General features: G+C 53.2%; 12 protein-coding genes. 6 read left to right on the plus strand and 6 right to left on the minus strand.

Annotated features, from left to right (window positions below; genetic code table 11):
- Nucleotides 1-124 precede the first annotated feature (124 nt).
- Together SH668x_RS06565 and SH668x_RS06570 are read left to right on the plus strand one after the other, a co-directional pair.
- Nucleotides 125-1,219, plus strand: a complete 1,095-nt coding sequence (locus tag SH668x_RS06565; RefSeq protein ID WP_437187900.1) for an SGNH/GDSL hydrolase family protein — start codon at nucleotides 125-127, stop codon at nucleotides 1,217-1,219.
- A 214-nt stretch (nucleotides 1,220-1,433) separates the two neighbouring features.
- Nucleotides 1,434-2,633, plus strand: a complete 1,200-nt coding sequence (locus tag SH668x_RS06570) for a T6SS phospholipase effector Tle1-like catalytic domain-containing protein (RefSeq protein WP_437187901.1) — start codon at nucleotides 1,434-1,436, stop codon at nucleotides 2,631-2,633.
- A gap of 37 nt (nucleotides 2,634-2,670) precedes the next feature.
- Here SH668x_RS06570 and SH668x_RS06575 read toward each other — a convergent pair whose 3' ends face one another.
- The 3 genes from SH668x_RS06575 to cls form a co-directional block, all read right to left on the minus strand.
- Complete coding sequence (locus SH668x_RS06575; RefSeq protein WP_437187902.1) at nucleotides 2,671-4,137, minus strand: DUF1501 domain-containing protein; 1,467 nt, start codon at nucleotides 4,135-4,137, stop codon at nucleotides 2,671-2,673.
- Between the two features lie 122 nt (nucleotides 4,138-4,259).
- Nucleotides 4,260-7,367, minus strand: coding sequence for a PSD1 and planctomycete cytochrome C domain-containing protein (locus tag SH668x_RS06580; protein WP_437187903.1), 3,108 nt, complete (start codon nucleotides 7,365-7,367; stop codon nucleotides 4,260-4,262).
- A 248-nt stretch (nucleotides 7,368-7,615) separates the two neighbouring features.
- Entirely contained in the window at nucleotides 7,616-9,064 is a 1,449-nt protein-coding gene (cls, locus tag SH668x_RS06585; RefSeq protein WP_437187904.1) for a cardiolipin synthase, read from the minus strand.
- A gap of 307 nt (nucleotides 9,065-9,371) precedes the next feature.
- Between cls and SH668x_RS06590 the strand changes: the two genes are divergently transcribed.
- The 3 genes from SH668x_RS06590 (at nucleotide 9,372) to SH668x_RS06600 (ending at nucleotide 14,581) form a co-directional block, all read left to right on the plus strand.
- Nucleotides 9,372-13,139: a S8 family serine peptidase gene (locus tag SH668x_RS06590; protein ID WP_437187905.1), complete on the plus strand. Its 3,768-nt coding sequence runs from the start codon at nucleotides 9,372-9,374 to the stop codon at nucleotides 13,137-13,139.
- A gap of 229 nt (nucleotides 13,140-13,368) precedes the next feature.
- A complete protein-coding gene (locus tag SH668x_RS06595; protein ID WP_437187906.1) occupies nucleotides 13,369-13,509 on the plus strand; it encodes a hypothetical protein in 141 nt (46 codons plus the stop codon).
- A gap of 148 nt (nucleotides 13,510-13,657) precedes the next feature.
- A complete protein-coding gene (locus tag SH668x_RS06600; RefSeq protein WP_437187907.1) occupies nucleotides 13,658-14,581 on the plus strand; it encodes a sugar phosphate isomerase/epimerase family protein in 924 nt (307 codons plus the stop codon).
- Between the two features lie 41 nt (nucleotides 14,582-14,622).
- On the opposite strand, the gene SH668x_RS06605 is transcribed toward SH668x_RS06600, so the two are convergent.
- The 3 genes from SH668x_RS06605 to moaC all read right to left on the minus strand — a co-directional run bounded on the left by SH668x_RS06605 (nucleotide 14,623) and on the right by moaC (nucleotide 17,639).
- Nucleotides 14,623-16,026, minus strand: a complete 1,404-nt coding sequence (locus SH668x_RS06605; RefSeq protein WP_437187908.1) for a bifunctional folylpolyglutamate synthase/dihydrofolate synthase — start codon at nucleotides 16,024-16,026, stop codon at nucleotides 14,623-14,625.
- Between the two features lie 80 nt (nucleotides 16,027-16,106).
- Entirely contained in the window at nucleotides 16,107-17,099 is a 993-nt protein-coding gene (locus tag SH668x_RS06610) for a polyprenyl synthetase family protein (RefSeq protein ID WP_437187909.1), read from the minus strand.
- Between the two features lie 36 nt (nucleotides 17,100-17,135).
- Nucleotides 17,136-17,639, minus strand: a complete 504-nt coding sequence (moaC, locus tag SH668x_RS06615; protein ID WP_437187910.1) for a cyclic pyranopterin monophosphate synthase MoaC — start codon at nucleotides 17,637-17,639, stop codon at nucleotides 17,136-17,138.
- A 384-nt stretch (nucleotides 17,640-18,023) separates the two neighbouring features.
- Here moaC and SH668x_RS06620 point away from each other — a divergent pair, with 384 nt between their 5' ends.
- Nucleotides 18,024-20,081, plus strand: coding sequence for a thioredoxin-like domain-containing protein (locus SH668x_RS06620; RefSeq protein WP_437187911.1), 2,058 nt, complete (start codon nucleotides 18,024-18,026; stop codon nucleotides 20,079-20,081).
- Nucleotides 20,082-20,168: the final 87 nt, after the last annotated feature.

Consider the following 20,168-nt stretch of genomic DNA (forward strand, 5'->3'; position numbering starts at 1 on the left):
TTTGCTCCTGATCAGACCATTGACAACAATGTTCTGGAATTCAGCAGTCCTGCCTCAGTTCACTTCTTGCTCTGAATGGCAGTGATCAACGACTGAGTGTCATGGTTGTCCGGAGGTTGATGAAATGGTTTCAGAAAGATTTTTAGGAGGAATGTGTGCAGCATTCCTTTTCGTATTTTTGGCAAATTCAATTGCGATCGCACAGGATGTTGAATGGCGTCAGGCAGGCGAATTTGAGATTGAAGGGATGGGATGGGCGGACACCTCGAGTCCATTCGTCCGTCTGCCAGATTCCGCTAAGGGAAAAGTGAGTGAATCAGTATGGAATCTCAGCCGCGACAGCGCGGGGATCTGCATCCGGTTCCAGACAGATGCGTCCTCTGTGAAGGTGCGTTGGTCGGTGACCAAAGGTGAACTCGCTATGCCGCACATGCCAGCTACAGGCGTGAGCGGAGTCGACCTGTACACCCGCACGAAAGATGGTAAGTGGAGCTTTGTTGCGAACGGACGTCCGCATGTGGCCGATTCTAATGTCGCGACAATGGATTTTGTGGATGGTGCCCGACCAAATCGGGAATGTCTGCTTTATCTCCCCACATACAATGGGACAAAATCGTTGGAAATTGGGGTCGCTGCGGGATCACAACTTGCGAAACCAAGCCCTCGCCCGGAATCCTTGGCGAAGCCGGTGCTGGTCTATGGGACTTCGATTGTTCAGGGGGGATGTGCATCACGTCCCGGCCTAATTTGGACCTCCATTCTGGGCCGGTTGCTGGATCGCCCGATGATCAACCTCGGGTTCTCAGGGAATGGCCGAATGGAGCCACCGACCGGGGAAATCCTCGCTGAACTCGATCCAGCCCTGTTTGTCGTTGACTGTATCTGGAACATTGGTGACGACCCTCAACAGTACCAGGTGAAGGTCCCACTTTTGGTCAAGGCAATTCGGGGCGCTCATCCTGAGACCCCAATTCTCTTCGTGGGCCAGTCTCACATCCGAAATGAACAGCATCCGACTCGAGCAACGAAATCTCAGGAAGAGGTCGTTCAGTCACTGATCGAAAGCGGCGTGGCTGGACTTCATTTCGTTTCTGGAACTGATCTTCTCGGCGACGACGAAGAAGGAACCGTCGACGGCGTCCATCCAAATGATATCGGCATGGACCGACAGGCACGCGCACTGCAACCGGTCATTGAAAAGTTATTGCAGCAGCAGTAGCAGGTCAGTGCAGCGGAAGGATCCTCTATCTGACGCTGCGCAGTGCCGGATGAGATTCTCTCCGGTTCGGCAGTGGTTGACCTTGTGGAGAACTGGCGGATTTTCGACAAAGGCATCTTGCGAAGAGAAATCGATTCGTAAGATGTCTTGGACTGGAATGAACCTGTTTTGTTTTCATTCTTGCGACTCCCAGTCAATGCCAGCATGGATGTGCATGATGAGCAGAAATCTCGTGGTCTGCTGCGACGGAACGACGAACGAAGTCTCGGGTGACGGTACGAACGTTCTGCGAGCGTACCGGTCGCTTGTCCGGAATGAAACACAGATCTGCTTCTACGACAGCGGTGTCGGCACGATTGCCAGTTCAGGCGGACCATCCAGTCGAGTTCGAAGGTTGTCTCGGTGGCTCGATGCAGCGATCGGTGCGACGGTGGGCGTGAATGTCATCGACGCTTATCAGTTTCTGGTCGAGAACTACCAGGATGGCGATCGGATCTACTTGTTTGGATTCAGTCGAGGCGCCTACACCGTTCGGGCTCTGGCGGGAATGATCCATTTTCTGGGATTGCTTCGCCCCGAACTCCATCACCTGCGTGAACTCGCTTGGGGAATCTACAGCGGGGAGGGAGTTCCCGGCGAAGTCTCCCGACAATTTCAAGGAGGCAAACGATTCCGAAAAGTGTTTTGCAGAGAGGGCCCCGTTCGAGTCCATTTTATCGGAGTCTGGGACACCGTCAGTTCTTTCGGCTGGTTCGGTGACTTAAAAACGGTTCCGCATACAGCGAACAATCCGTCCATCGACCACATTCGTCACGCTGTTGCGATTGATGAACGACGAGGTTTCTTTCGACCGAACCTGTTCAGAACGGATGAAAAACGAGCGTCGAAGGAAGAGGCGGGAGAGCAATCTTTTAAAGAGGTCTGGTTCGCGGGAAGTCACGGCGACGTTGGAGGTGGCTACCCGGAGAAGGATGGAACACTCTCCAAGATCTCGCTTGAGTGGATGCTTCACGAGGCAGTCTCACATCAACTTCTTCTCGATCCGGATCTCGCGAGAGAGCGGTTGACGGGTGCCAAGGGGAAGTTGCCCCCCGATGCGCTTGGCACGCTGCACAATTCTCTCATCGGACGCTGGAAACTCGCTGAGTTCGTCCCGATGCGTCGCTTTCATAAAGCCACTTCCAGTAAAGTTTGGCACTGGCCAAATTTCTTTCGACATCGAGAAGTCAAAAGACTTTGTGTGACCTCGAAGCGTACCGGGGCAGCGGACGGAGCGAAGGAAGAGGAAATCGTTCCCGTTCTTCATCAATCGGTCATTGATCGATTGAACGCGACGACGTTACCCGTTGCATATCGACCGTCGGATTTGCCAACGACATACACGATTGAACCGTACCTCCGGCCGGAGATTTGAAACGGGGACAATCGTGTCATTGGACTGAGGGAACTCATTAGCTCAATCTGCTTGGCTGGTTCAGAATGCCAGTCACGATTTGAGCATCGCGCTTGTTCGTGATCATCTGTTCCTGGCCATTGTACTTGTAAAGGAGTTCGCGGTAATCGAGCCCGAACTGATGGAGGAGCGTCGCCTGGAAATCGTTTGGCGTGACGCGGTCCTTGGCGACGTGGTGGCCGAACTCGTCGGTTTCACCGTAGGTCGCTCCCCCTTTGATTCCGCCTCCAGCCATCCAGATGCTGAAGCCTTGCCCGTTGTGGTCGCGCCCCGGCGTTCCTTGACCATCTTCTTCGGTAACAGGAAGCCGGCCAATTTCTCCGCCCCAGTGAACGATCGTGGAATCGAGCAGTCCACGTTGCTTCAGGTCTTTGACCAGAGCCGCTGATGGTTTGTCTGTTTTTCGGCAGATATTAGGAAGCCCACCCAGGATATTCGTATGGTTATCCCATGGTTGGCCACCGTGGAAGAGTTGAACGAATCGGACTCCTCGTTCAACAAGCCGTCGGGCAATGAGACATCGAGCCCCATAATCGCGAGTTTCGGGCTGATCGAGACCATACATTTCATGAGTCTCTTTGGTCTCTTTGGTCAGATCGAGCGCCTCTTGTGCAGATGTCTGCATGCTGGCTGCGAGTTCATAGCTGGCGATGCGGGCTTCGAGATCAGCTTCGCCCGGGTTTCTTTCCAGATGCCGACGGTTCAGTGTACGGAGGAGTTCCAGATTCTGAGCCTGAAGATTTCCTCTGAGGTGCGATGGTGCGTCCAGATTGAGAATTCGTGGTTCTTTGGGACGCAGGACAGTTCCCTGGAAGAGGGGAGGCATGAATCCATTTGACCAGTTCGTCACCCCGTCGACCGGCAACCCGGATGGGTCGGTCAGCACCATGTAAGCGGGCAGATTCTGGCTCTCGGAACCGAGCCCATAGACAAGCCAGGACCCTAATGTCGGTCGCCCGAGAACACCGGGAATACCGCCGTGGAAATAACGGATGGAAACCTCGTGTCCATTGGCTCCGGTGTGCATGGAACGAACCACGCAGACATCATCAACAATCTCTGCAAGGTGCGGTAGCAGTTCAGAGATCTCAGTGCCGCATTGACCATGCTTCTGAAATTTCCAAGGTGATCCCAACAGCTTCTTGCTCGCCCGATTGACGAAGCTGTAATGAATCTCGCCAGCGTAATCAGTCCCGCTCAGGCGGCTGAGTTCTGGCTTGGGATCCATGAGGTCCATGTGAGATGGTCCGCCATGCTGAAAGAGCGAAATCATCGCCTTCGCTTGAGCGGGAAAGTGCGGTTCGCGTCGGGCGAGAGTCTGATTCTGCGTGTTGTGAGAGAGTTTGCTCGGGTTTGCCAGCAGTTTTTCCTGGCTCAGCAACCATGCCAGAGCAACGCCGCCAACGCCCATGGCACTGTTAGAGAGCAACTGACGTCGATTCAAAATGGGTTCCATGATCCACATCTTTCGTGAAATTCCTGTCGGCTGGACAGGGACGACTCCGCTTACGAAGTCGTAATGAGTTTCCGATTGTTTTCAGATTTGATGGCAGATTTGCTGACAGTGGAAATGAACAGATCGGAGAGCTACTCGATGTACAAAAACTCGTTGGATGTCAGGAGGACCTGACACAAGTCTGCCAGCGCCTGTTGCGTGATTGAGGTTCCTGCTGGGAGCTCACGAGGACGAAGTTGCATTTCGCGAATCTGCTCATTGATGAACTTCACTGATAATTGCAGCTCATCAGTTTTCGGAGGGCGACAATACGCCAGTTCCCACGCCCGTGCGACTTTGTCTGGCTGAATCTGGAATGATTGAGTGTCTGGCCCGCCAAAGGCTTCCTGTGAGTTTGTGGAAATTGTCGATCCATCTTCCATTTGCAACGCGATGGAAACGATCCATGTGAACGAGTCGGTATCGGTCGATTCCCGGCGATCAGTCACCAGATCAATGGTGTCACCCGCCTCGACGATGATTTCAGTCACATTGGTTTCAACTTCCTGATTGTGTGCGATCCATTCACCGGCGACCCCGGAGCGAGAGGAAACGACTCGGGAGTGAACTCCGTCTCCATTCGGACTCGAGTGATTCAGCTTCCCGGTGATGGAGACCTTCCCGCGACTGGCAGCAACCCATCGCCTGATGGGGCTCGTCAGTTGAGTATCGCCAGCATGTCCGCCGAACGCGTTTAATTGTGCCCAGCCGATTGTCGGATCAGGCATATTATCGCTGACTCTCCAGAGACCATCCTTATACAAAGCAAACGGAGTGAATTGGACCTTCCCAGAGTCGTCCAGCCCGCCGTATCCGTATTGCCATGTCGGCTGTGGTGGTGGCAGGATGAGTGGAAGTTCACGGCGAACTTTATCTGTCAGTAGCGGGGGAGTATCGGTCATGATCCGGTTCACCATTGCCACCGACTGGGAGAGTGTGAACGGGCTGTTCATCAGCATCAGTGATTGAGTTGCGACGGTTGAAGAAGGGCGCTTCTCACAGTTCACAGTCATGACCGGCGCATCGAATGCCTGAAGCATCGAGATTGGCATGCTGCGACGTTGCTGGATGTAAATACTGCGTCGTTGCAGGTCGCCATCAACGACGACCTGTCCATCATCGTCTTCACGCACAGGAATCGATGGTCCAAAAATCGTGCGGTCGAGTTGTCCTGTCACGGCAAGGACACGGTCCCTGAGAACCTCAGCGTCGAGTCGAATGACATTCTGGCGTCCATAAAACCGGTTCGAATCATCAATTGCGACTTGAGCCGGGTCACGGCGCGAGGATTGGCGGTACGCCGTGGATAACATGATCTTGCGGTGCAGCTTCTTCAGGTCCCATCCGCTTTCCATGAAGTCGACGGCGAGCCAATCGAGAAGTTCTGGATGTGTTGGTTGAGCGCCGAGTCGACCAAAGTCGGCTGGAGTGTCGACCAAGCCGCGGCCGAAATGGTGCATCCAGATCCGATTGACGAGCACGCGGGCTGTAATGGGGTTTTCTCGACTGGTGAGCCAGTGAGCGAATGCCAGACGGCGACCGCTGGTGGCCACCTTTTCCGGAGGAGTAGTGAATGAAACCAACTCGTTTTCAGGGGTGAGGACCATCGGTGCTGCTGGCTCAACGACCTGCTTCGGCTGTCGATAATCTCCACGATAGAACAGATGTGTGTTGGGGATTTCTCCGGCGGGCTCTGTCAGTGCCTGAAGATAGATTTCAGCTGGTTTGCGAGCCCGAATTTCTTCTGCCTTGGCATCGTCTGCTTTCAGATCGTCGGCGTGAGCCTGGTTGTACTGGTACAAGTTTCCAGCGTTGATGTTGACGCTGGGGTTTTGGCTGAGAATCGCTTTCTGTTCTTCGGTGCGTTCCCCGGCTGGAGTTTTGTATGCGACCCTCAGCGCTTCTCTTAATGGCTCTTCGTACTTGGCGAGTTCAATATCGAGAGCAGCAGCCAGATAGGTTTCGAGCTTCTCGGCTTTCTTCGCAAGAACCGCAGCAGCCTCTTCTTCAATTTTGGCTGCGGCTTCGAAATCGGATTGGGTGTAAAGCAGAACGTTTCGCTGCTGAGGAGTACGCCAATCCTTGTAGTTGAGGGAGGGTTCAAAAACCGCTCGCAACGCAAAGTAATCGGTGTGCGAGATTGGGTCGTATCTGTGGTCGTGGCACTGTGCACATGCCACTGTCAATCCGAGCAAGGAGGTGCTGACGATCTGAAGCGTGTCTGCAATGACGAAGTTGCGAGCTTCTTCGCTGTTGTCGCCGCTACCAGTCCCATCCGCTCCCATTCGAAGAAAGCCTGTGGCAGTCAAAAGCGAGATTTGTTCTGGTGTGTAATCTCCCTGCTTAGGGCCAGCGAGTTCATCCCCGGCCAGTTGTTCATGCAGGAAGCGATCGAAAGGCTTGTTTTCGTTGAACGACTGAATGACATAATCACGGTATTTGTAGGCCCAGGGGCGGACGGCATCAGCAGTTGTGCGTCCATCTGAATCCGCATATCCGGAGACATCCAGCCAGTGGCGTCCCCAGCGTTCGCCGTAATGAGGCGATTCAAGAAGCTCGTTGATCAGCTTTTCATAAGCCCGTTCCGCAGCTTTCTCGGTCGCTGCGGAAGTAAACCGTTGCATTTGTTCTGGCGTCGGTGGAAGGCCTGTCAAATCGAAGCTTGCTCGCAACATCAATTGCCGACGATCTGCGTCAGGCGAGAACTTCAATCCCTGTGGCATCGCTGCCTGAAGGAAGGAGTCGATCGGAGTGCGAATCCGCTTTTTATCCTTTAAGGCTGGAATCGCGGGCTTGTTGAGTGGTTGAAAAGACCACCACTCTCGCTCCTCTGGTGTGAGCGGGAGTCCGGGCCCAATCGTTTCTGGTTCAGGTCGGATTGTAGGTGCGCCTGCTGCGACCCAGGCTTCCAGCTTCTGCAGTTCTTCCGGAGTCAACTTACTTGCACCGGGAGGCATTTCACCAGAGCGGATCCGTTCGAGGATCATCCCCTCATCTAAGTTGCCTTTGACGAGACCCGGGCCACTGTCACCCCCTTTTTCCATCAGGTGGACAAGACGCAGGTCCAAGTTCCCTTCCACGATGTCCGTGGCGCCATGGCAGTCGAAGCAGTGCGCACGAAAGATCGGACGAATGTCCCGTTCGTAGCTCAGCGACGTCTCGTCCGCGCGAGAAATCTTCGTGGTCAAGCAGATGGACAAGAGCCATCCACATATGATCACGGAAAGGAGTCGACCGCAATAGGGACGACGAGACACGTGGTGGGCGAGTGTTGAAGGCATCACTTACCTGCGAGGCATTAAGGTAAGAAGGGCGGGAAAGCAGAGTGAGTCAGGGGCAGGGGCGAAATCGATACATTTTGAAGTAATGAACCGAAAATGCAATGTTAACGACGAGTGGAAGGTTTTTTTGGATAGAATGGTCGTGTTGTTTGATATTGTTTGCTGGCTTAAAGATAGGGTGTTGCCAGCCGAGCGATTCCGTCTCTCAAGCGAATCAGAAAGGGCCGGTTCGTCAGGTCTTCCATCCGGAGACGCTTGGCAGATTCGATTCTCTTCTCGGTGATTTCAAAGAGCTCTGCATTCAATGAGCAGTCGTAACATTCGACATTGAACTCGAAATTCAATCGAAGACTCCTGGGGTCCCAGTTGCTCGAGCCGACGAGTGACCAGCAATCATCGACAAGCATCACCTTCGTGTGATCGAATGGTTCCGGGGTGAGATAGACCCTGCAACCTCGTTTCAATACCCGCATGAGTGGATCTGCCGACGCCCACTGAACCGGTTTGATGTTGTTGACCTCGGGAATCACGATCTGAACTTTGACTCCTCGCATTGCCGCGATGTTCAGTGCGCTGATGATCGTTTCGTCAGGGAGGAAGTAAGGAGTCAGAATTTTGATGCGGTGTCTCGCAACGCTGATTGCTCCCAGCATCGTTAAGCGGATGGAATCTAACGTACTGTCCGGACCGTCAGGAATCCCACGCGCGCGGACGTCGCCGGTTCGTTCCGGAACGCTAAACCATGTCCCGCTGTAGAGCTTCTCCTTGGTCGTAAACAGCCAGTCCGTCACGAAGGCTTCTTGGAGGTGACTGACGACGGGACCTTCGAACCGGAAGTGAACATCTTTGACCTGATGGGAGGTGTCGTAATCGGTACTGCAGGAGGCGCGGATATTCATTCCTCCCGTAAACCCGACCAGGCCATCGACGATCAAGAGCTTTCGATGATTTCGAAGATTGGCATACGTCAGCAATCGAGGTCCGAGCGTTGGGAGGAAACGGGCCGATTGGATCCCAGCTTCAGCTAATGCTGTCATGATCGACGGGCGGGAGTATCTCGCCCCGATGGCGTCGACAAGGACTCGGACTTCCACTCCCCGACTCTTGGCAGCTGAGAGGGCCTTAACGAAATCTCTACCGGCAGCGTCATTGTCGAAAATATAAGACGAGAGAGCCACGGATTTCTGGGCTGTTTCGATGGCTGCGATCATGGAAGGGTAAGCTGTCTCCCCTCCATTTAGCACCGTGACGTTGTTTCCACCGACAAGTGGTTTGCCTGTCGCGCTTGTGACGACCTCGTCGAGCCGCCCTTCGTACGGCAACTCCTTGCGAGTGATGCTCGTGTCGAGAAACTGCCCTTCTTTGAGGAGCTGTCGGAACCGAAGATCCATCTTCCTCTGGATCTTTTCCCCCTTGCGCTGGATACGATTGATTCCGAAACAGAGATACAGAAACGATCCGATGACTGGAGAGAGCCAGATCAGGCCGACCCAACCAATGACGCTTTGAGTTTCTCGTTTCTTCATCACCGCATGCATGACCGCGGCGGCGGCGAACGCGCGCTCCACCACCAGAAAAACAAGAACCACCCAACCGGGGATGTACTGCTGAATCATTGAAAAATCGATCAAGCCGCCGACCTATTTTGATTGAGTGAATTGAACGAGGGGTGAGTCTGTACGGATTGTGTTAATTGAGCTGGATGTGGTCGTCAAATCATAGAAGGAGACGTGCCGAATGGGATCAGCAATACGAAAAAAGTGACCGGAGTTTTGGGTGAATGCGTTGTTTGGGGAGAATTGTTGGATTTTAAGGGGTACATTGTGGCAGGCGTGTGGTGGCTGAGGACTCGTTCCTGAACACATTCGCCGCCTCATGTTCAGTGACGATCGTCCGGATTTCAGTGTTTTCAGAAGCAACTCAATGATCAGTCGAATCGCGTTTCTGTTTGCTTTGTCGTTGTCGACTCTCGTATTAGCCGGCGAACCCCACTGGGAAGTCGAATCGGGATTCCCCACAGAGGGGATTCTTCCCAAATCAGAAACCGGCGCAATGCGTTTTCTTGAATCGCATCCGGAATCTGATGGTCGCGGCATCATTGTTGCGATCTTCGATACCGGTGTTGATCCCGCCGCGCCCGGACTTCAGACGACACCTCAGGGTGAGTTGAAGATTCTCGATCTGGTCGACGCGACCGGGGATGGGGATGTTGCGATGACTCCAAACCATGAGGCGGTCGATGGCGAACTCAAGGGGCTCACCGGGCGCAGTCTGAAGGTGGGGGCGGATTTCAAGAATCCGTCAGGGAATTACTTCCTCGGTATGAAAGCGGGATACGACATCTTCCCAGAGGAACTCGTTTCCCGTCTGAAGAAGGAACGGAAAGATGAAATCACACGAACGCAGCAGGGACGCATCGTCTCGCTTCGTGATCAACTCAAGCGGGGCGAAACCAAGTCTGAAGAAGAGGGCGAAATTTCAAAGGCAGAACTCGAATCCCGTCTGAAAGCCCTTCAAGAGGCTCTCGACTCTTTCGATGATCCTGGCCCGGTTTATGACTGTGTCGTGTTTCACGATGGTGAGCAGTGGCGCGCTGTGATCGATACCAATGAGAACGGGGACCTAGGGGATGAAGTCGTTCTCGGAAATTACTCGATCGAACATCAACATGCTTCTTTCGGGCAGCAGTCGCTGATGAACTTCTCGGTGAACATTTACGAAGAAGGTCACATCCTTTCGATCGTCACGACGAGTGGTGATCACGGAACGCACGTTGCTGGAATTGTGGCAGCCTACGACGAACAGCGACCAGAACGAAATGGACTCGCTCCTGGAGTCCAGATTATCTCCGTCAAAATCGGGGATGGCCGCATGGGGAGTATGGAATCCGGGACGGCATTGGTTCGCGGGTTGCGGGCAACGCTTCAGAATCGATGCGACATGATCAACATGAGCTACGGCGAAGCATCCGGGATCGCGAATCACGGGGCGGTGATTGAGAAATTTAACGAAATTGTTCGTGAACACGGTGTCATCTTTGTCGCAGCGGCAGGAAATAACGGTCCTGCGCTGACCACCGTTGGCTCACCGGGCGGAACCACATCTGCAGTCATCGGCGTGGGAGCGTACGTGTCACCCGCCATGATGGAAGCGGAATACGCGCTGAAAAATCATGGCGAGGGACAGGCTTACACATGGACTTCACGGGGGCCGACAGTCGATGGCGACACGGGAGTCGATCTCTTTGCACCGGGCGGAGCATTTGCTTCCATTCCTAATTACTCTCTGAGCCCGTTCGCTCAAATGAACGGAACATCCATGGCGTCCCCGAATGCCTGCGGAAATATCGCGTTGATGCTCTCTGCTCTCAAACAGTCAGAACAGACTTACTCGCCGATTTCTGTGTTGCGAAGTTTGCAGGCGACCGCCGAAAGACTCGATGGAATTGAGGAACTCGCGCAAGGTCCCGGACTCGTTCAGATTGACCGGGCGTTTGAACACCATTCCGAATGGCAGGCCGCAGCGGCTCAGCACGTCGAACTCGAAGTTTCTGTTTCCGGACCAGTGACCGGGCGAGGTGTTTTGCTTCGAGAGAAGAGTCAGGTGAGTCGAGTGTTGTCTTCGAATGTCAGTATCTCGCCATACTTTGCCCGCAGCGTTTCCACAGAAATCAAGTTAGGATTCGAGCTTCCTGTTCGCCTTGTTTCATCTGCTGACTGGGTTCAATGTGGAGATTTTCTGCTGCTGAATAGCGGGGGTGAGAGTTTTCCGATCACGGTGGACCCCATCGATCTGGAACCGGGTTTGCATGTGGCAGAAATTGTCGGGCTCGATGCCGAGCATCCAGAACGCGGCCCGCTGTTCCGAGTCCCTGTCACAGTAATCAAATCTGAAGATGTAGACGAAGAATTCCGTTTTGAGGCTGAATTTGACTCCTCAATCGGAAGTGTCAATCGTCGTTTCATCTCCGTTCCTGCCGGCGCTACAACCGCGAAGATTCGGCTCAAGCAGAACGGTGGGAGCGCCCCGACGGTCTACAATATACACGCTCTCCAGATTGTCCCCGGACGAGCATTTACGTCGACTGAATCGGAATTCCGGGCGAGCCTCGTCGATGGACGTGAAGTGGATCGCATGATTCCGGTGATTCCCGGTCGGACGCTGGAAGTCTGTGTGGCACAGTGGTGGGAAAGCCGCGGGGAGGCAAGTTTGCAACTCGAAGTGTCGTTCTCAGGAATCCAGTCTGATGCTTCCCGAATTGCTCTCTCCTCTCGTGGAGAAGCGTTTCCGGTCGTCGCATCTGCAAACCTTGGAACAGAACGACTTCAGCCATCCTGCTCACTCACGTCGTGGACTCAGGGGCTTGCTCCCGTTTCCAGTAATTATGAACAGCTTGACGAATTCAGGGATGGTTTGTGGGATTCATTGAGAACAACAGAACTGAGATTGGACTATCGCCTCGAACAGGTCGCAGATGGACAAGTCACTGTTTCCGTTCCCGCTTTTGAGGAGTTGCTGTACGACTCTCCGATTGATTCACTTCAGGTCTTTGTCATCGATCAAAATCAACAGGTGATTCACTCCGACGATTTTCGCCCTGAATCATTTCATCTCAAAAAAGGGACCTACACGGTTGTTGTTCTGTTGCGGGATACGGACCGATCGGAGCTGGAATTGTTCGAAGAGCTCAGCGTGGCTGTCAAACGCAACCTTTCCGAATCGATCAAAATTCCGGTGTCGTCGAATCTCGCCGAGAGTCTGCTCGGGGAATCGGATGTCGGCGAAACGACACTCTTCAATGGAATGATATCCCAGTTTTATTTGCGGTTGCCTCTCGACTCGAACTTCCCGAAAGAGATGGCATCGGGCGATCAGCTTTCGGGAATGCTTTACCTCACCAACTCCAGAGTTACGGGTGTCCCTGTCACAGGTTTCTATTCTGGGGGAACTGGAAGCGAAGCGGAGTCGACCAAGTCTGAACATCATTCGAGCGAGCCGGATTTGGACAAGGCCCAGTTGAATTTCTGGATGTCGACTCTCAAGGCTCAAGTCTGGCCTGCACAGGAGGAGGCCATCAATCAGCTCTACGGAAAAATTCTGGAGCAGGATTCCGAGAATCGAGAAGCACGAGTGACGCGGCTGCATCTGCTCGATAACGATTCTCGTGAAGAACGGCTGGCCGATGTGATTGCCGCTGCCGATGAAGTCATTTCCAGGGTCGATGAAGAACAGCTGGAACGATTCTTTGGCAAGAAGCGAAACGCAACGACGCCGGAAGAAATCGTAGAGAAAAAGGAACGGGAAGCTGAGAAGCGAGATCTCGTCGATGCGCTGTCGCGTAAGGCTCGCGCACTCGCCTATCAGGAATTGCCCGAAGTGGTCGAAAAGCACCCGATCGAGGATCAGGACGCTCTGAATGAAGCGTTCGAGGCCACCTATCAGGCGCTCACATCATGGGGCGATACGAACGCGCCGAGTTACCAACTGCTCAAGATTCGGCATGAGCGACGGCTCAAAAATTATGGTCAGGCACTCTTGGATCTCAACCAATATTTGAAATCCCAGCAAGCGAGCGAAGAAAAACTCGAAAAGCGAAGAGACCTTTATGAACTGCTCGGATGGGAGGATCTTTCCCGCTCTCAGCAGAACTGGATCCTCAGGCAGTTTCCTAAATCCCTTTCACACCTTTGATTGCGGAGTCGAAGATTCATTTTAACTGACCTCTCAGCAAGGGTTTGGAGCCCATGCTGGGAGGTTCTGTTGCTGAGGGTTCAGTAAAGTGGTTTGATTGTGCGGGTTGTTTTTTCGTGAAGAGTTTTTATCAATCGGTGCTTGCCAGTGAGACGATCCTCTGGTGAGGTCTTGCTGAGTTAGGACGACTCCACGCTATTTCGCATCTTCGCAATCAAGGGGCAAGGGAATGCTCGGCCAGAAGCTTAAGTTGCTCGTCATGATTGCGATGCTGAGTGCTGCTTTCTTGCCGAACGCGGGATGCCGAAGTACCAGCGTCGATGAACGAATCGATTACACCTATGAACGTCCTATCTGGACGGACAGTTGAGCCGAACTTCTCTCTCGTCGATATGCCGGCCCCGAAGCCTGTTCCACTTCTGACACTTTGGAAAAGCTCTCGCTGAAAAGCTATTCTGTATCGATTCACTATTTCATCGGACAGTTCCTTCGGGAGCGTAGCCATGGAGACTGAGTCGATGCAACTTGGTTTCGTCAGTTCCATTCTCTTCGATCTGAATCTCGCAGAAACTCTGCAGGCGGCCCGAGAACTCGATTACGATTCCGTCGAACTGATGTGCTGGCCGGTCGGAAAGGCGTCCCGCCGCTATGCCGGTGTCACTCATATTGATGTGACGACCTTGAATGCCGAGTCGATTCAGCAGATTCGCCAGCAAGTCGACGAGAGTGGCGTCCAGATCAGCGGTCTCGGTTATTATGGGAATCCTCTCTCCAATGACGAATCTGAAGCTCATGCAGCGGCCGCACACGTCAAAGTTGTGATTGAAGCCTGCTCCCAATTGGGGATCACCCGCATGAACACGTTCATTGGGCGAGACTGGAAGAAGAGCGTCGACGAGAATTTCGAGAATTTCGAGACGGTCTGGAAGCCAATCGTGAAACTCGCTGAAGAGAACGGGGTGTACATTGGGATTGAAAATTGCCCCATGATCTTCACGAAGGATGAGTGGCCGGGCGGGAAGAACCTTGCTTCCAGTCCTGCGATCTGGCGTCGGATGTTTTCCGAGATTCCCAGCGATCACTTTGGATTGAACTACGATCCGAGCCATCTCGTCTGGATGCAGATGGATGAAGTGACACCGTTAAAAGAGTTTGCAAAGAAGTTGTTTCATGTTCATGCCAAGGACATGTACATCGATCGTCAGGCACTCAACGATGTGGGAGTCATGGGACTGCCGGGGCTATGGTCGCATGGAAAATTACCCGGCCGAGGTGAGGTGAACTGGCAAGGCTTCTTCCAGACACTGACTGAAGTGGGCTACCACGGCCATGTCTGCGTGGAAGTCGAAGATCGTGATTACGAGAACTCGCTCGACGGTCGCCGCCTGGCTCTCAAGGAGAGCTTACAGTTTCTGCGGAGGTTCATTCCCAGAAAACAGTAACGGTCGGAGGCAGCACAAACACGACTCAATCCCGAGGCGAACTACGTCGTCTCGGGATTTTTTGTGAGCAGCGATCGGGCTTCAGCAGCCAGAAAGAATGACCCCGTGATGCAGATCAAGTCTCGGGAGTGGGCGACTCCGCGGGCTGCTTCAATTGCTTCTTCAATCGTCCCAAACAGCCTCCACGGCTTGGTCAGATTTTGGTCGGCAAGCTTCTTTAGCTCTTCGAGTTCAATGGAACGCGGATTGTTCGTGAACCGAGTCAGGTAGATTTCGTCCATTGAGCCATCGAGAATGCGGAGCATCGCATCCGCTTCTTTGTCGCTCGAACTGGCGAAGAGGAGAATCCTTCGCTCGAAATTCACTCCATTAAGTGTGTCGCACAGTGCAGCGATCGATGCTGGGTTGTGAGCGGCATCGACGATCGTCGTCGGGTGCCGGCTGATGACTTCAACTCGCAGCGGCAGTGATGCCTCTCGCAGTCCAGTGCGAATCGCTTCTTCGGTGATCTCGTAGTCGCACCTGCGCAACAAAAGTGAGACCGCTGTCGCGACCGCTGCGTTACGGGTTTGATGCTCGCCAGCCAGCGACAGCTCGACGTTGAAGAAATCTTCTCCGAGGCCATGAAAATCAAAGCTGTAACAGGGAATCTCCGTCGATTCCACTCGCTGGAGTTGGGTTGATCGAATCTGGAATTCGTGTGAAAGACGGTATTGAGTCGCCCCGAATTGAGAGGCGCTCTGAGCGATCGCCTCATTGGCACTTTCATCGATAACTGCCGAGACGACCGGAATCCCCTGTTTAATGATCCCCGCCTTTTCCCTCGCGATTTCAGCGAGCGTTTCTCCAAGCAAGCGGGTGTGATCGCGACTGATGCTGGTGATCGCCGTTACGAGTGGCTGGCAGACATTTGTGGTGTCCAGGCGACCACCGAGTCCCACTTCAATGACAGCTAAATCGACCTGTTGTTCAGCAAAGTGCAGCCAGCCCATCGCGGTGGCGAGTTCGAAGAAGGTGGGATGAAAACCTTCTGGTCTCGCTTTTAACCGATCGCAGACGGATCGTAATTTCTCGAAGAGATCAGCCACCTGCCTGTGAGTCGCAGCATGGCCATTCACGGTGAAACGCTCTTCGAACGCATTGATGTGCGGGGAAGTAAATAACCCGACTCGATAGCCTGCAGATTGTGCAATGCGGGCGACCATTGTCGCCGTCGAGCCTTTCCCTTTCGTGCCAGCGATGTGCACCGTTGGAACAGAAAGCTGCGGCTGGTTCAGTCCCAGTAGCAGATCTTGCATATTGACCAGCCGGAAGTCATTCAGGTTCTTCGCGGAATCTGGAGATCGCTCGTAATTGAGTTGCTGGTAGATTTCCTGAATTGCGTGCTGATACCGCAACCGGTCGGCGTGAGTTGAGTGCAATTCAGATGCGGACAGATTGCTCAAGGGGATGTCTTTAGATCGAACTGAAAGATAAGGCAAGCAGACTGCCGTTGCTGATTTGTCTTAAATTATTTGAATCACGACTAGCAACTGCGGTCAATAGACATGGATGGAAGCTGCATGAGGACTCGCTTGGCTGGCGAGTCAGGAAGCACGCTCAGGTTCTGCTGAGCAGCTTCTGCAAATTCTCGGGCCGTCTGAATTGCGTCATCAATAACACCGCTTTCGCGAGCAATCCTCAGGATTTCCATGCAGTCTTCCTCGCCGCCGCTCTCAAGCAACGCGAGCAAACGTTCTCGCTGCGGAGCCGGGCTGGAGTTCAATAATCGAATGATGGGAAGAGTCAGCTTCTGCTGACTGAGGTCTGATCCGAGAGATTTTCCGATTGATGTTTCGACTCCAATGAGGTCGAGCACATCATCGGCAATCTGAAATGCCTTCCCGAGGTTGCGTCCGTAGCTTTCCAGAGAGGCGACAATCTCGTCACTCCCATCGGCGAAGCGGGCACCGATTTCACAGGACGCAGCACACAGCTCAGCCGTTTTTCCATTGATGATGGTGAAATACTCATCTTCGGTCAGCTGAAGGTTTCCACGGTTGCGTGTCTGCATCAACTCTCCTTCGCAGACTCGATTGGTCGCGCGACCGATGAGTCGGCACGCTTCTGCGCTGTTGGTCGATGCTGCCAGATGAAACGCGTGGGTGAAGAGGTAGTCTCCGTAAAGGACGCTGGTCTGGTTGCTCCAGCGGACATGCACTGTGGCAACATGCCGCCGAATTTCTGCATCATCTAGAATGTCATCGTGAATCAGCGTGGCTGTATGAATCATCTCAAGTACAGCAGCTAGAATGCGATGCGATTCGGTGATATCCCGCACCGCTTTCGCTGTCAGGAGGCAGAGCAGAGGGCGGAGACGTTTACCACGAAACCGTTGTGTGTGTTCGTTGATATCCCGAACAAACGGGTTATCACTGGCAAGTTCCTGTTCAAATCGATGATCGACGTCCTGAAGCGCATCCCCGAGCACAGCGTCTGTCTGCTCAAGAAGTTCACTGACGTTTTGCAACCTTGCCATATCTCGCCTTTGGACTACGCGGGTGTGCTGCAGCACTCAAACCGCGTTCTCGTTTTCAACTTCACGAATAAAATGACCGCTTTTTCCACCAAGTTTCTCGATTAACTTCGTTTCGAGAATTTTCATACCCCGGTCGATCGATTTGCACATGTCGTAAATCGTCAATGCTGCGACGGTTACGGACGTGAGTGCTTCCATTTCCACCCCGGTTTTTGCATCAGTTCGAACGCACGATTCGATGATGAGCAACGTCTCACCGGCGGGAGTGATGGAGACTTCAACCCCATCCAGGCTGATCGGATGACAAAGGGGAATCAGTTCTGCCGTTCGTTTGGTCGCCATGATCCCCGCGAGTCTCGCGATCTCGCAAACGTCTCCTTTAGAGAGTTGGCGCTGGAGAATTCGTTGCAGGGTGGCTGGCTGCATTTGCACGGTTGCTTGAGCCCGTGCCATCCGTGCCGTCACTGGCTTTTCGACCACCGACACCATGCGTGCAGCGCCCGAGGCGTCAAAGTGAGTGAGAGCAACGTCTTGAGACATGGATATTTCAGTAGAAGGCAGAGTGTGCACTCGGGGTGATCAATGGATGCCCGATTTCGTCGATATGATAAAGGAATTGAGGAGCGAATAAAGACACTTCAGCCCGCTACCTGATTCGAATTGTCACTCATGAGAGATCATTTCCACGCCACTCGATGATTTGACTCTCAATACCTCCCGTTGGCGAAGTTGCCGGGATGTGGTGAACTTGCGAGCGTCGTCAGTCCGGCTCCTTCAGCTGTCCAAGTGGGGAGATTACCGGGTGAGTAGTCTCGATGCATTGAGTTTCGTAAGATCTTATCAAGAGATTTTGTTCTCAACGACTGCCAGACCGCATCGTTTCAATGCAGGTGCATGGGCCAGGCAAAACAAGGAGCGTCTTTTATGAGTCGTGTCGAGGTATGGACGGCGTCGTTTTCCCGCGTACTGTGTCTACTTGTCGCATGGTCGGCTTTTCAATTGGCGATTCCTTCAATGGGATTTGCACAAGCCGACAACAAGGAATCAGCGGGCGAGAATCCGTTCCCCGGTCGATTCCCCGCGCCCAGCTTGGATGGTGGGACGGAGTGGCTGAATACTTCCGGGCCTATCAGCCTGCAGGATCTTCGCGGAAAGATCGTGCTTCTCGATTTCTGGACTTACTGCTGTATCAATTGCATCCACGTGTTGCCAGATCTGAAGTATCTGGAACAGAAATATCCCAATGAATTGGTCGTGATCGGCGTTCATTCCGCGAAGTTCGAGAATGAAAAAGAGAGTGAGAACATTCGTGATGCGATTATGAGATATGAGATCGAGCATCCGGTATTGAACGATTCAAACATGGCCGTTGCTCGAAAATATGAGTTCAGTAGCTGGCCATCGTTTGTGGTCATCGATCCGGAAGGGAACTTCGTCGGGAAAGTGGCCGGAGAAGGGAATCGGGAACTTCTGGATCAGGTCTTCACAAAAATGATCGCATTCCATCGTGCTAAGAAGACGCTGGATGAGACCCCGGTCAAATTCAATCTGGAGCGAGCCAAGGTTGATCCCACTCCGCTGCGTTATCCCGGTAAAATTCTGGCAGACGAAGCAGGCGGGCGTTTGTTTATTACGGACAGCAACCACAACCGCATCGTTATCACTTCGCTCGATGGAGAGTTGCAGTCGATCATCGGAAACGGATCGATGGGCCACGACGATGGAACCTACGAGGAGGCGTCGTTTGATCATCCGCAAGGGGTGACTTTGATTGGAGACACCCTTTACGTTGCGGATACTGAAAACCACATGATCCGCACCGTCGATCTGAAGGCTCAGACGGTTTCGACGTTAATGGGTACCGGAAAGCAGATGCAGACACGGGCTCCCAATGGAACACCAATCAATATCAAGTCGGGATCGTTGAACAGTCCCTGGGCGTTGCTTGAGTTCAAAGGCTACCTCTATGTGGCGATGGCAGGGCCGCATCAGATCTGGCGCCATAAGCTTGGCTCCCAGACGATCGTTCCGTTTGTGGGAAGTGGTCGAGAAGACATCATTGACGGTAATCTGAAGAACGCAGCATTGGCTCAGCCATCCGACATCGTCACGGATGGGAAGTTCTTGTACATCGTCGATAGCGAAGGATCTGCCATTCGTAAGATCGACGTAGCTGGCTCCGGCTCTGTCAAAACTGTTGTTGGTCCTCGCGACTTCCCGCAAGGTCGGTCACTGTTTGAATTCGGGGATATCGACGGGAAGAACGAAGAAGTTCGAATGCAGCATCCGATCGGATGCACTTTCCATAATGGCAAGCTGTATGTCGTTGATACGTACAACGACAAAGTGAAGATTGTCGATCCGGTCGAACAGACTTCGGAAACCTGGTTGGGAACCGGGAATGCTGGAGATGGGCTTGATCCGGTGGAAATGAAAGAGCCGGCGGGACTGAGCGCTGCTGGCGAATTCCTGTTCATCGCTGACACCAACAATCATCGGGTTCTGAAGACCAATCTGTCGACCAAAGAAACGGTAGTTCTCGCAATCGCAGGTTTAACTCCGCCGCCGCCTGTCGCTCCGAAGGAGCAGACTTTCGATGGGAAGAGTGAAGAGCTTTCGGGGGTCAAATTGGCCGCCGGTCAACCTGTGACAGTGACAGTCGCATTTGAGCTTCCTGCGGGAGACAAGCTGAATCAACTGGCTCCTGTCATTTACAAGCTGCAGAGTGCCGATGGAAAAGCAGCTTTCGCAGACGGTGTGCTTGATCAGCGTCACAAAGCCGAAAAGGGGGACGATACTGCAACCTTTGAATTCAATTTAAGAGACACTGCCACCGCAGGTAAACTCGTCGTCACAGTGGAGTATCAGTACTGTTCAGATGGAACTGGTGGGCTGTGTCGATTCGGGAGCCAGCAGTTCAAGGTGCCATTTTCGACTGCTGCTGACGGTGTCAGCGTGATCGAGTTGAAGGCAAAACCTTAACACAGATCCTCTTTCCGAGGGGATTTGTAGCAGGCGTTCAACGCGGCCGAGATTTCCTGCCCGGAAGTCTCGGCCGTTTTTATGCGA

It is taken from the genome of Planctomicrobium mucosum, assembly GCF_051466335.1.
In the GTDB taxonomy this organism is placed as follows: Bacteria; Planctomycetota; Planctomycetia; order Planctomycetales; family Planctomycetaceae; genus Planctomicrobium.

Bases quoted from the DNA above. Each gene is read 5' to 3' on its own strand.
- SH668x_RS06565 (WP_437187900.1), top strand. From the start codon at position 125: ATGGTTTCAGAAAGATTTTTAGGAGGAATGTGTGCAGCATTCCTTTTC.
- cls (WP_437187904.1), bottom strand. From the start codon at position 9,064: ATGATTCAGCAGTACATCCCCGGTTGGGTGGTTCTTGTTTTTCTGGTG.
- SH668x_RS06610 (WP_437187909.1), bottom strand. From the start codon at position 17,099: ATGGCAAGGTTGCAAAACGTCAGTGAACTTCTTGAGCAGACAGACGCT.
- SH668x_RS06595 (WP_437187906.1), top strand. From the start codon at position 13,369: ATGCTCGGCCAGAAGCTTAAGTTGCTCGTCATGATTGCGATGCTGAGT.
- SH668x_RS06600 (WP_437187907.1), top strand. From the start codon at position 13,658: ATGCAACTTGGTTTCGTCAGTTCCATTCTCTTCGATCTGAATCTCGCA.
- SH668x_RS06570 (WP_437187901.1), top strand. From the start codon at position 1,434: ATGATGAGCAGAAATCTCGTGGTCTGCTGCGACGGAACGACGAACGAA.
- SH668x_RS06590 (WP_437187905.1), top strand. From the start codon at position 9,372: ATGATCAGTCGAATCGCGTTTCTGTTTGCTTTGTCGTTGTCGACTCTC.
- SH668x_RS06575 (WP_437187902.1), bottom strand. From the start codon at position 4,137: ATGTGGATCATGGAACCCATTTTGAATCGACGTCAGTTGCTCTCTAAC.
- moaC (WP_437187910.1), bottom strand. From the start codon at position 17,639: ATGTCTCAAGACGTTGCTCTCACTCACTTTGACGCCTCGGGCGCTGCA.
- SH668x_RS06620 (WP_437187911.1), top strand. From the start codon at position 18,024: ATGAGTCGTGTCGAGGTATGGACGGCGTCGTTTTCCCGCGTACTGTGT.